Source organism: Sphingomonas sp. FW306-1B-B10E, assembly GCF_058782005.1.
On sequence record NZ_JBYSXG010000039.1, the window covers coordinates 34,273 to 46,289 of the forward strand.

The 12,017-nt window shown below is 65.9% G+C and carries 11 protein-coding genes; 5 read left to right on the forward strand and 6 right to left on the reverse strand.

The genetic code is table 11. The features are described 5' to 3' along the window. Positions 1 to 225 precede the first annotated feature (225 nt). Together AC3WJI_RS15065 and AC3WJI_RS15070 are read left to right on the forward strand one after the other, a co-directional pair. Entirely contained in the window at positions 226 to 1,332 is a 1,107-nt protein-coding gene (locus tag AC3WJI_RS15065) for a sialidase family protein (RefSeq protein ID WP_492758098.1), read from the forward strand. Between the two features lie 250 nt (positions 1,333 to 1,582). Further along, complete coding sequence (locus AC3WJI_RS15070; RefSeq protein WP_492758099.1) at positions 1,583 to 1,987, forward strand: hypothetical protein; 405 nt, start codon at positions 1,583 to 1,585, stop codon at positions 1,985 to 1,987. Between the two features lie 84 nt (positions 1,988 to 2,071). Here the strand turns inward: AC3WJI_RS15070 and AC3WJI_RS15075 are convergent, their stop codons facing one another. Further along, entirely contained in the window at positions 2,072 to 3,730 is a 1,659-nt protein-coding gene (locus AC3WJI_RS15075; RefSeq protein ID WP_492758100.1) for an ArnT family glycosyltransferase, read from the reverse strand. A 28-nt stretch (positions 3,731 to 3,758) separates the two neighbouring features. Between AC3WJI_RS15075 and rfbF the strand changes: the two genes are divergently transcribed. From rfbF to AC3WJI_RS15090, 3 genes are read left to right on the forward strand one after another with little or no spacing between them, the layout of a single operon-like run. Further along, a complete protein-coding gene (gene rfbF, locus AC3WJI_RS15080) occupies positions 3,759 to 4,532 on the forward strand; it encodes a glucose-1-phosphate cytidylyltransferase (RefSeq protein ID WP_492758101.1) in 774 nt (257 codons plus the stop codon). Continuing rightward, a complete protein-coding gene (gene rfbG, locus AC3WJI_RS15085; RefSeq protein WP_492758102.1) occupies positions 4,529 to 5,593 on the forward strand; it encodes a CDP-glucose 4,6-dehydratase in 1,065 nt (354 codons plus the stop codon). The genes rfbF and rfbG overlap by 4 nt, the downstream gene beginning before the upstream one ends. Next, a complete protein-coding gene (locus tag AC3WJI_RS15090; RefSeq protein WP_492758103.1) occupies positions 5,587 to 6,351 on the forward strand; it encodes a TylF/MycF/NovP-related O-methyltransferase in 765 nt (254 codons plus the stop codon). The genes rfbG and AC3WJI_RS15090 overlap by 7 nt, the downstream gene beginning before the upstream one ends. 179 nt (positions 6,352 to 6,530) lie before the next feature. Here AC3WJI_RS15090 and AC3WJI_RS15095 read toward each other — a convergent pair whose 3' ends face one another. The 5 genes from AC3WJI_RS15095 to AC3WJI_RS15115 all read right to left on the reverse strand — a co-directional run. Then, positions 6,531 to 7,451, reverse strand: coding sequence for a class I SAM-dependent methyltransferase (locus AC3WJI_RS15095; protein ID WP_492758104.1), 921 nt, complete (start codon positions 7,449 to 7,451; stop codon positions 6,531 to 6,533). After that, on the reverse strand, positions 7,448 to 7,873 hold the full coding sequence (locus AC3WJI_RS15100) for a GtrA family protein (RefSeq protein WP_492758105.1): 426 nt from the start codon (positions 7,871 to 7,873) through the stop codon (positions 7,448 to 7,450). Before AC3WJI_RS15100 ends, AC3WJI_RS15095 begins: the two co-directional genes overlap by 4 nt. After that, the gene (locus AC3WJI_RS15105) at positions 7,873 to 9,693 is read right to left on the reverse strand and encodes a thiamine pyrophosphate-binding protein (RefSeq protein WP_492758106.1); all 1,821 of its coding nucleotides are present in this window, start codon (positions 9,691 to 9,693) and stop codon (positions 7,873 to 7,875) included. The genes AC3WJI_RS15100 and AC3WJI_RS15105 overlap by 1 nt, the downstream gene beginning before the upstream one ends. Then, complete coding sequence (locus tag AC3WJI_RS15110; RefSeq protein WP_492758107.1) at positions 9,690 to 10,697, reverse strand: NAD-dependent epimerase/dehydratase family protein; 1,008 nt, start codon at positions 10,695 to 10,697, stop codon at positions 9,690 to 9,692. Before AC3WJI_RS15110 ends, AC3WJI_RS15105 begins: the two co-directional genes overlap by 4 nt. Beyond that, on the reverse strand, positions 10,694 to 12,017 hold a 1,324-nt coding region (locus AC3WJI_RS15115; RefSeq protein WP_492758108.1), incomplete at its 5' end, for a hypothetical protein. The genes AC3WJI_RS15110 and AC3WJI_RS15115, both read right to left, overlap by 4 nt.

Here is a 12,017-nt window from a genome sequence, read left to right on the forward strand (position 1 = left end):
TATGACGCGCGCGCAAGACAAACTCTCACCTGAAATGGGGCCATATAGTAAAAGAGTTCACGCGAAGCGGCGGCCACCAAAAATAATATATATCGGACATGCAAGGCGCCTGTTCTGGCGCGTCTCATCAGCAAGCGGCGGGACCCGCACCTGACGCTTCTCTGAGACCAGCGGGAACAGGAGAGCGAGATGACCCAACGATCATGGTTTCAACCTATCAAGCAAATGCTCGGGCGGTGCGCCCTTTTGGCGGCGATGGCCTTGTTCGGGCTGACCAGCGTTGCCGCGAATGCGCAGACGCTGCTTCAGGCGAATGCGCGCTACCCGCGGGTTCGCCTGCTGCCGAGCGGCGAGCTGATCGCCACGGTCCTGCTCTTTCCCACCGATTACCGGGTGCGGGTCTTCTCCAGCACCAATAACGGCGCGTCGTTCGCGCCCGTCGGCCTGATCGACGACCCCGAGTTCGCGCCGCTGCACACCAGCAGCCCGGACTTCATCGTGCTGCCCAACGGCAACCTCATCCTCGGCATCGATGTCGACACGTCGAAATGCGCGACCTGCCGCAGCAAGATCAAGATCTACCGGAGCACCGACAACGGTCGCAACTGGTCCTACCTGTCGACGCCGGTGACCGCTTCGAACAGCCAGGGCTTCTGGGAACCCAATTTCTCGATCGCGAGCGACGGCGCGCTCGTCATGACCTATGCGGACGAGACTAGCGCCTGCTGCAGCCAGAAGCTCATGAAGATCCGCAGCTACGACAATGGCGCAACCTGGGTGGATCGCACCAATTTGGTCGCGCTGATGGGCAGTGCGGGGACCGACCCACGCCGGCCGGGCATGCCGGTCGTGGTCAAGCTGACCGACGGATCGGGGCAGTTCCTGATGACGTATGAAGTCTGCGGCCTGGCGGGCGCGGACCATTGCCGAAGCTATTACAAGACCTCGGCGGACGGTTGGAACTACGGTGCCGACAATACGATCGGCACCGTGATGCAGCATGCCGACGGACGCTTCTGGCGCGCCACGCCCGTGGTCAAGGCGCTGCCGGGCGGACCGCTGCTGTGGATGGGACAGTATTTCCGCAACGCGGCTGGCAGCGTCACGGGCAACGGCACGGTCATCTCGAAGAGCGCCAGCGGCAGCCCGAACGGCCCATGGACGACGATCACCGCGCCGGTGTCGGTGCCCAATCCGACGCTGAGCGGGTGCCAAGGCTATTCGCCGGGTCTCCAGTGGGTCAATGGCGGCGCGACCTTCGTCCAGCTGCAGATGCGGTTGAACAGCGGGTCGGGCAATTGCGACATCTACTTCGGAACCGGCGCGCCCTGAGTCGCGCCTGTGCGCACGGGGCGTTCGGCGCGCGCCGGGCGCCCCGGATCGACGGTCCAGCAAAAGGGTGAGCCTTATGACTCGCGCGCGTTCCACATTTCTTGCGCTGCTGGTTGCGCTCTTGCTCGTCGGGCTCCGGTGGGTGCTGCAACCTGGGAGCGCTGTGCCGGGTGAGGACGGGGTGGTCAGGATCGCGACCAGCGCACCGCCGCCGCGCGTCCCTGCCATAGCGGCGCCCGTACACAGGCCGGTGCGACTGGCAGTCGTCGCCACAGATGCCGACGCGACGCTCGCGGACGAGCAGAGCTATCGCCTCGCGCACGAGACGCGCGAGCAGGAATGGGCCGGTCGCAGCGAGGCGGCGATCCGCGACGTGATGCGCGCCATTCCCTATGTCGGCGGTCGGCATCGGCTCGATATCAGCTGCGCCGCAACCGTGTGCGAAGTGCGCGGGATCGTCGACGCGGATCCGGCGACCGCCTCGTTCCGGCCGGTCTGGCAAGCACTCGAACGCGACAGCCTGGGCGAGGGGCTCGGCAGGTTCGGCCTACAGCGCAGCGCGGCGATTTTCGACACCGGGCGCAATCCCGACGAGTTCAAGATCCAGTATAGCCGCGCGGCGGATGCGGGATCTGAAGCAAAGGAGTCCCCATAGCCACAATGAATTCCACCACGCTCCATCCGCTTGTGTCTGAATCAAGCCGGCCTCACCTATCATCAGTTCGATTTTCTCTGCACTTTACCCTCCCGGCCGCGACTCCCGTTCAAAGATATAGACCGTAGGGCCGCCACTTTTGCCCTGCTGAGGTGCGATGACGGCGCGCAGGACGCTTCCCCGGACCAACAGCTGGTAGCGTTGCCATTCGGGAGCGAAGGTTTGCTGCGCGTCCCGGTAGCGATCGAAGTGCGTCAGGATCGAGTATCGCGCGCGACACGTGCCGAGACGAGACCGCGCGACGCTGCCGACATCGATGATCGGCGTGCCCGAGCGTAGTGTTTCGACATCCGCGTAACGAATGCGCTGGGCGAGCATCGCTCGGGCATCGACGCATCCGGGTCTGCCGAGCGGAAACAGCAATTTCCAGGGGCCGGAGACGAGGTCGATTGCAGCGTGCTCGACGAGGATCGTGGTATTGCGAGGAACGTTCGCGCGTATCCAGGCGGATGCGATCTGCCGCGTATCGTTGGCGCGCGCGGTCGCGCGGAGATGTGCCGCGTGCAGCATGGGCAGCATCAGCAGCAACGCGGCGAGCGGTTCCGAGAGATGCAGGCGCCGGCCGGTGCGCGATCGCAGAAGATTCGCAAGCACGTTCACGGCATATCCCGACATGATTGCGACAAAGGGTAGAAGCGGGACGAGCCAGCGCTCCCACCGCAGGGCCTGGATGCAGATCAGCAAGCCGAACGCCGCGACACCGGGCAGCAGCGCGATCAGCGCGGCGCGATTTCGTCCAGCCAGCAGCGCCGTGCCGATCGCCGCGAGCAGCAGGCCGGCCGCGCCGAAGGATTCGCGCAGCGGGTTCGCCAGATACCAGAGCAGATTCGGGAGCAAACCGCCGCCGGTCGCGCCGGGGTGCACGGGACGCGCCTCGCCGGCGAGGTTGCGCAGGACGACGGGGTAGTCGAGCAGGAGGAAGGGTGAGGCGAGGAACAGGGCGGTCGCGGCGGCTCCGGCAAACAGCAACAGCTTGCGCGTGTCGGAATGCCCCCGGGCGACGCGCCAGATGCCCGCGGCGATTGGGCTGATCGCTATCACTGCCGCGGGCCATTTGGTCGCGCAGCCGAGGCCGACAAGGAGGCCGGCCAGCAAATAGTCGCGTAGCCTGCCCTTCTCGGCGATCGAGAGCGAGGCAGATAAGCAGAGCAGCATGAAACCGCTGGCCTGGATGTCGGTGCGGATGAGCTGCGAATAGTCGATATGCACCGCGTTGACCGCGAGGAACGCGGCGGCGAGCAGTCCGGTCGCCGTGCCGCCGATCCGCGTGCCGAGCCGCCACGTCAGATAGACGCAGAACACGCCGCAGCTGGCGACCATCAGGCGGGCCGGAAGGAAGAGGATTCCAGGATCGGCATAGACCGCGCGGACGAACGCGTCGGCATCGGCATAGCGGCCGGTGGCGATACCGACGCCGCCGACCCCGAGATCGACCAGCGCGAGGCTGTAGAGCGTGATCGTGCCCGGATGTCCGAACCATCCCGGGTTCAGGCTGTGATTCCGCAGCATCTCGATCGCAGTCATCATGAACAGCGGCTCGTCGGGATCGTTGAGCGCGGGCAGTCCGAAGCCGATCCCGCGGACCCGCAGCGCCGCCGCGACCAGCAGGATCACGAGCAACAGGCCGTGCTGCGTCCAGGAATCGGCGACCGGCTTACGGCTTGCGGAGAATGGGTACGTCATCGTGCTGAAGTGATGACGTGGAGTAACGATGCGAACCGTAATCCTGGCCGGCGGTCTGGGCACCCGGCTCGGCGAAGAGACGTCGGTGCGGCCGAAGCCGATGGTAGAGATCGGCGGGATGCCGATCCTCTGGCACATCATGAAGATCTATTCGGCGAGCGGTTTCAACGACTTCGTCGTGTGCCTCGGCTATAAGGGCTATCTGATCAAGGAGTTCTTCGCGAACTACTTCCTTCACACCTCGGATGTGACGATCGACCTGCGCGGCGGCAACGGCATGGAGGTGCACTACGCCCGCAGCGAGCCGTGGCGGATCACCCTGGTCGAGACCGGCGCGACGACGATGACTGGCGGCCGGCTCGCCGCGATCCGGCCCTATCTCGATCCCGATGAGCCGTTCTGCTTCACGTATGGCGATGGCGTCGCCGATATCGATGTCGGCGCGTTGGTCGATTTCCACAAGGCGCATGGGCTGCGCGCGACGATCACTTCGGTGTCGCCGCCGGGCCGCTTCGGAGCACTCGAATTCCATGCCGGCAAGGTCGTCGACTTCAAGGAGAAGCCCGCCGGCGATGGCGGACAGATCAATGGCGGGTTTTTCGTCGCCGACCCCTCTGTGCTCGACCTCGTCGACGGCCCCGACACCGTCTGGGAAGCCGGCCCGCTCGAACGGCTCGCGCGCGGCGGCGAGTTGATGGGCTATCGCCACGACGGTTTCTGGCAGCCGATGGATACCCTGCGCGACAAGCTCTATCTCGACGAATTGTGGAAGTCGGGCGAAGCGCCGTGGAAGCGCTGGTGACCGGCTGGCGCGGGCGCCGGGTGCTGGTCACCGGACATACCGGCTTCAAGGGCAGCTGGCTGAGCCTGTGGCTCCATGCGCTCGGCGCCGAGGTCACCGGCTTCGCGCTGCCGCCGCCGAGCAACCCGAGCCTGTTCGCCGCAGCACGCATCGACGAACTGGTCGCGCATCACGAGGGCGATATCCGCGACCTGGCGGCGGTGCGCGCTGCGGTCGAAGCGTCGCGGCCCGAACTCATCTTCCACCTCGCCGCGCAGCCCCTGGTGCGCCTGTCCTATCGCGAGCCGGTCGAGACCTACGCCACCAACGTGATGGGCACGGTGCATCTCCTCGAAGCCGCCCGCCGCGCGCCCGGCGTCCAGGCGATCGTCTGCGTCACCAGCGACAAATGCTACGACAATCGCGAATGGGTGTGGCCCTATCGCGAGAGCGATCCGATGGGCGGGCATGATCCGTACAGCAGCAGCAAGGGCTGCGCCGAGCTGGTCGCGGCGGCGTATCGCAGCTCGTTCTTCGCCGATGGGCCGGCGCTCGCCACGGTGCGCGCGGGCAACGTCATCGGCGGCGGCGACTGGGCCGAGGACCGACTGGTGCCGGACCTCGTCCGAGCATTAGAAGCCGGCGCCGCGCCGCTGATCCGCTCGCCGGACGCAGTGCGCCCCTGGCAACATGTGCTCGAAGCGCTCGGCGGCTATCTCCGGATCGCCGAGCGGCTCCTCGCCGGCGAACGGCAATTCGCCGACGCCTGGAACTTCGGTCCGTCCGACGAGGATGCGCGGCCGGTCTCGTGGATCGTCGACCGTATGCGCGCGGCCTGGGGCGAGGGCGTTCCAGCGCTCGCGGACACCGGTCCGCGACGCCACGAGGCGGGCCTGCTGCGCCTCGATAGCTCCAAGGCGCGCGCCGCGCTCGGCTGGCAACCGGTGCTGCGGCTCGATCGGGCACTCGCCTGGATCGCCGAATGGCACAAGGCCTTCGGCGGCGGCGAGGACGCGCGGGCGATCACGCTTGAGCAGATCGCGGAGTATCAGGCATGTCACGGGAGACAGGGAGCGTGCTGAGGAAACTATCGGGGGAATTCACCCAGCGCAGCGACAACGAGGCGGACAACGACGCGCGCCTCTACGCGCTTGCCCGCGCCCGCCACCGCGAGGGCGGCTTCGGGTCGCACTGGAATCACCACAGCACCGTATTCATGAAGCGCCAGGTGCTGTCGCGGCTGCTGTACGAGGATCATCTATATCGGCGGATCGTCAACGTCCCCGGAGTCATCTGCGAATTCGGCGTCCACTGGGGCGCGACCATGGCGACGCTGTGCAACCTCCGCGGAATTCATGAGCCGTACAACCATTCGCGCACGATCATAGGCTTCGACACGTTCAGCGGCTTCAGCGGGGTGCACGAGGCCGATGGCGGCTTCTCCAGCGACGGCGATTATTCCACCTCGACCGGCTATGAGGTCGAGCTCGCCGAGATCCTGGCGTTGCAGGAGAGCTTCTCGCCGATCCCCCAGGTTCAGAAGTTCGAACTGGTGAAAGGCGATGTCGTCGAAACGCTGCCCCGGTGGCTCGACGAGAATGCGCACGCCATCGTCGCGATGGCAATCTTCGACATGGACATCTACCAGCCGACCCGTGCGGCGCTGGAAATGATCCTGCCACGGCTGGTCAAGGGCTCGCTGCTGGTCTTCGACGAATTGGTCTGCAAGCATTTTCCGGGCGAGACCCAGGCGGTTTTGGAGGTGTTCGGCCTCAACAACCTCAAGCTTCAGCGCTTTCCCCATCAACCCTTCTGCGCGTTCGCCGAGTTCGGCGCGTAGGGGAAAGCCGTGCCACGTCGCTGATCGCGCCAGCGACGGGTCTTCTTCATCTCAAGAAACGCAAGGGCCGCCCCATCTTCGGCAAAAGGAAGCGGCTCCAAAAACGCCTTCGATCAGGCGCTAGCGGTCGTCCGCGCCGGTAAGCTCATGACCCGCTTCCCACCTGGCGATCCCGCGTGTCATCCGACAGCATCGGACGCACGGGCGAATGTCTGGATGTTGCCGAGACGGACGCCCACCGCCTTCGCCGGCAACGGTAGGCGGTCGACCTTGAGCCCCATTGCCCAGGCGGCATTGAGCGCGAGGAAATCGATCGGGAAGTAATTGAGGCTGCGCTCCACCGCGACGTCGCCAAAGCCCGCCTTGCCGAGCAACGCGCGCATCGTCTTGGGATTGTAGACTTCGGGATGCTGGAGGCAGAAGGGTGGCCAGCGGGCGGCCATCACCTTGCGCAGCAGCGACCTTTCGTTGTGCGTGACGATCATCAATACGCCGTCCGGCGCCAGCTTGGCGCGGATTTGGGTCAGCATTGCCAGCGGATCGAGCATGTGATCGAGCACGTGGATCATGACCGCCAGCCCAATCGAACCGTCGGGCACGATCGAGATGTCGTGCATTTCGCCCTGCAGCGTCGTCGGCCTGCCCCCCGTCGCGGAGCGAAGTGCGTCCCAGATGGCGCGGTTGGGCTCGAACAGCCAGAAATGGTCGAAACTGCCCGCGCTGGCCGCCTGCCGGACGACATGGCCGGCATCGGGGCCGATCTCCAGATAGCCCCCGCTCAGCGTGGCAAAGTCCGCCGCCCGATCGAAATAGCGCTTTTGCGTGGCGACAATGGCATCGTCGGCGACGACGTGCATGTTCGGCGCCATGTCGGCATAGAGTTCGGCGAGCTGCGCCTCGTCGAAATAGATCGGGTTGAACAGCAGCCCGCACCCGGCGCAGCGGTGATAGCTGAAAAAGGGTTTTTCGGTCAGCCCCGACCAATGGTTGCGAAGCTCCGCGAAGCCGAGCGTCTCGGCGCGGCGGCGGCTCTGCGCTTCGAGGCGTGTATCGGTCGCGCCGCACAGCGGGCACGAGCGGTGGAGGAATTCGGCAGTCATGCCGGACGCTCCGCCGCACGGAAAGTCACGCGACTGTGCCAGAGCCAACTGGTGGCGATGACGACCAGGTTGAAGCCGGTCTGGACCATCGACGGGTGTGCGCCGGCGGTTTCGACGAGCAGCGGCAGGATCGCCCAATTGGCGGCATAATTGAACAGGTAGAAGCCCGAAAAAGCGCCGAACTCGCGCGCTACGTTCCCCTCGGTGCGAAAGACGCCGTATTTATAGGTGAGATAAGCGAAGAGCAGGCAGGCGACCTGCGCGATGCCCAGCGCCAGCAGATAGTGCGTACGCATCGGCGGCACTGCCCATAGCAGAAACGGATAGAAAGTCAGGCCGACAAGCGTATTGAGGCCGCCTGCGATCAGGAAGCGCAGCGGCCGTCCGCCGACATGCGCCCGCACCCCGGCGATCCGCTGCATCATTCCTCCTCCAGCAGCGCGATCCGCATATTCTCGCGCAGCGTTTCGCGGGGAAGGAAGGGAGAGAGGTCCTCGAGCGGCGGCGACGTGATCCGCCCGTCGGGATGTGCCTTGGCGCCGAGCTTGGGAGCGAAGCCGACATGCTCGTCGACCACGATCTCACAGACCACCGGTCCCTCGGTCGCCAGCGCACCGGCAATCGCGGCGGAAAGGTCGTCGTGCGTTTCAGCGCGGAAATAAGCGAAGCCGAATGCCGCCGCGACCTTGGAGAAATCGGGGAAGGTGACGTTGCTCTTAGGCCCGCCGCCGACCTCGACGCCGTTGAAGAAGTTGCGTTGGGTCTGGAAGATCGAGACATAGCCGTTGTTGTTGATCAGGAAGACCTTCACCGGGAGGCCGTAGCCGGCGATGGTCTGCATCTCCTGGAGGTTCATCATGATGCTGCCATCGCCGGCGATCGCAATGACGCGCCGCGTGCCGCCGGTCGCGGCGCAGGCCCCAATCGCGGCGGGCAAGTCATAGCCCATCGTCGCGCAGCCCGAATTGGTCCACAACCGCTGGCCGCGCTTCACCTCGGCGACTTGGAAACTGACTACACAGGCGCTGCCGTTGCCGGTGACGATGACGTCGTTCTCGTCGAGGCGTTCGAACAGTGCTTCCATCGCGGCATAGGGGTGCACGGCAGGGCCGTGGTTGCGATATTCGGGGAGCATCGCCGGAAAGCGCCGGACGCGCTCGCGCGACCATTCCAGCCATTCGGCGTGCGCCGGACTTGGCCCTTGATAAGGAGCTTCGAGCAGCGCGGGGATCAAGTCGGCGAGGTCGGCGACCACCGGCATGTCGGGCGAGACCGTGGGCTTACGCAGTTCGAGCGGGTCGATATCAACCCAGATTTTGTAGGCCTCGCGCGCGAAGGCTTTCCAATTGTAGCTGACCTGCCGGATGTTCAGCCGGCTGCCGAGGATCAGCAGCAAGTCGGCGCTCTGCGTGACCATGTTGCCGCCGCGGTCGCCTACCGTGCCGGGGCGCCCGGCGTAGAGCGGATGCGCGTTCCACAGCACGTCGTGCGCGTTCCAGCCGGTGACCACCGGAATGCCGAGTTTTTCGATCAGGCGCAGGAAATCTGCATGCGCACCGCTCAGTCGCACCCCGCTGCCGGCGAATATGACCGGGCGCTCGGCGGTTCGAAGCCTTTCGAGGATCGCGATGGCCGCCGCGCCGAGATCGGTCTTCTTCCACGGTTCGTCGAGCTCGACGGGATCGAACGCGGCGAGTTGCGCCGGATCGATCTTCGCCGCCTGCACGTCGAGCGGGATATCGAGCCACACCGGCCCCGGCCGCCCCGAAGTGGCGAGATAAAGCGCCTTTTCGAGATGGTAGCGTATGCTCAAAGGGTCGGTGACCATCGTTGCATATTTGGTGATCGGGCGGACGATCGGTTCGATATCGAGCTCCTGATCGCCGAATTGGCGCAGCGGCAGGCCGGTGGCGCGGACCGTGGTCTCGGTCTTCACTTGGCCCGAGATCACCAGCATGCCGATCGAATCGACATGCGCGCCGTAGACGCCGGTGATCGCATTGGTCCCACCCGGCCCCGACGTGACGTTGACCACCGCCAGCTTGTTGGTCAGCCGATAATAGGCCTCGGCCGCCATCGCCAGCGCCTGCTCGTGATGCGTGAACGTGGTGGCAAGCTTCGGGTGGGTGCCGAGCGCGTGGTTGAGGTGCATCGCGCCGCCGCCGGTGATCATGAAGACATGATCGATGCCGTGCGCGGCGAGCGTGTCCGCCACCCAGTCGGCGAGTTTCACTAAGGTCATGGTTTCCATCCGTTGGAGAGCGCGGTGCGGCGGATCGCCTCGTCGAGCGGCACCGTGGCGGCGACGCCGAGCTCGGCGCGGGCACGCGCGGTCGAAGGTACGTAGCGGCCGGGGTTCCAGCCGGGATCGGGGCGGCCGAGGACCTCGACGCCGGGACCGCCGAGCAACGTCGCGGTGCGGTGCGCGAGTTGGGCGATCGACACCGCCTCCTCTGAGCCCATGTTGACCACGGTGCCCGGCTTGCCCGCAATCAGCAGCGTCCACAGCCAGACCGTGAGATCCGCGGCATAGAGGTAGGAGCGCACTGCCTCGCCCGATCCGACGACGCGGATCGTCTCGCCTGCCATCGCGTCGCGGATGAAGTTCCCTGCGGCGAAATGCGTGTCGAGCGCGAGCAGTGGCCCGAGCAGCGCGAAGATGCGGGCGTTGACGATGTCGAGCCCGAATTGCTTGGCGTAGATCGCGCACAGCATCTCCGCCGCACGCTTGCCTTCGCCATAAGCGGAGAGTGGGTCGCACGGATCGGGGCCACCGCGCCAATCCTCGCCGACATGAGTCACGTCGTGCGGCTGGGCGCCATAGACCGCCCCCGAGCTGAGGAAGCAGAAGCGCGCCTTGTTGGCGGTCGCCAGGTCGAGGGCGTTACGCGTGCCCTGGACGATCGTGTCGAACATCCGCCGCGGATCGTTCGCATTCAGCGCCGCGCTCGCATCGGTCGCGGCGTGAAGAACGTGGCTGTAGGTGCCGGGCGCCGCGAAGGCGGTCACGTCGCCCGCGACCAAATGGAAGCGCGCGGCGAGGTGCGGCACGCGCATCGCGAACGCCTTGGGGTCACGGCTGAGCACCGTCACCTCGGTGTCCACGCCCGAGCGCGCCAGCGCTTCCAGCATCCAGCGGCCGATGAACCCGGTGCCGCCGGTCATGAAGATCCGCGCGCCCGACAGTCGCGGCCACAATGGCGTGAGCGCCGCGTCGATCGCCGTCAGATCCTGTTCAAAGATCATGCCGGGACCAGTCCGAGCGAGGGGCGGTGGCTGCGATGCGCGCAGACCACGCGGACGATGCTGTCGAGCGCGAGTGCCCACAGGATCAGCGCGACCAGCCCCGGCCGGACGAAGTGGCCGACCGCCAGCCCGAAGCTCGGAGTAACCGGCCGGCCGCTCAGCCAGGAGTTGGTCGACAGCTCGAGCACCGTCGACAGCGGCCAATCGGCGACGAGGCACAGCAGATAGGCGCAGACGATCGCCACGATCGGGCCAACGCCCTTCCACCGCTCGAGCAGGACGAGGAACAGCAGGAAGGTCTGGGTGTAGCCGCCCGGCGACTGCGTCACCAGATACGCCGCGAGCAGGAGGATCGACACGCGGTGAAGCGGCAGCGCCTTGGGCTGGAGCCAGGCCCCCGCCAGCGCAAGCAGCGCGATGGCCTGGCTTGCGCGGATCACGATCGGCACCACGAACTCGATCGTCTCGACGGTGCGCGACGGCACGAACTGGAGGATCGGAACCTGCGCGTTCCGGACCAGCAGCAGCGGGGCGTAGCTGGTCGAATAATGGATCTCGTTCCACACCTGCCCGCTCTGGAACACGACCCAATTGGCGGTGTTCGCGACCAGCTCCATCGGCGTCCCGGCGCCGACGATCGCCAGCGTGACGAGGTAGAGAAAGATCGTCGCGATCCCCATCAGCTCGAGCGACCGCCAGTCGCGCTTAACGGCGTGGGCGAGTACGGGCAGCAGCAGATAGGGCTTGAAGTTGATCGTCGCCGCCGCGGCGATCCAGCGCCACGGCCCGCGCGTCACCAGCGGCCCGTGCGCGATCGCAAAGCAGGCGAAAGCGACGAGGATCAGATTGCCCCGCTCGAGCGTGAACAGCAAAGGCAGGCCCAGCCCGAAGCCGATCGTCCGCATCGGCGCGGTGCGCGGATCGGCGCGGCGGAAGCTCAGCCAGACGAGGACGACGTCGAGCACATAGAAGGCCAGGATCGTCGCGGTACCGAGCCAGTCGCAATCGCGGGCATAAAAGGGCGAGGAGAGGTAGCAGCCCGGCAGGCTGAACAAATCGAGGAAGACGAACGAGAGCGGCGGATAGATGCTCCGCCAGACGTCATACGCGCCAGGACGGTTGGCCCAATAGGCGGTGTTGAACCAGTCCATGAACGTGTCGTTGGTATCGAACACGAACGGCTGAGGCAGATAGCCGGTGTTGCGGAACGTCAGCGCCGTCGAGACCACGCTCGCCACCACGGCGAGCGCGAGCAGCAGCTCGATGAGGAGCGCGGTCCGGCTTATCCTATTCCCCTCCCTGAAAGGGAGGGGCAGGGGG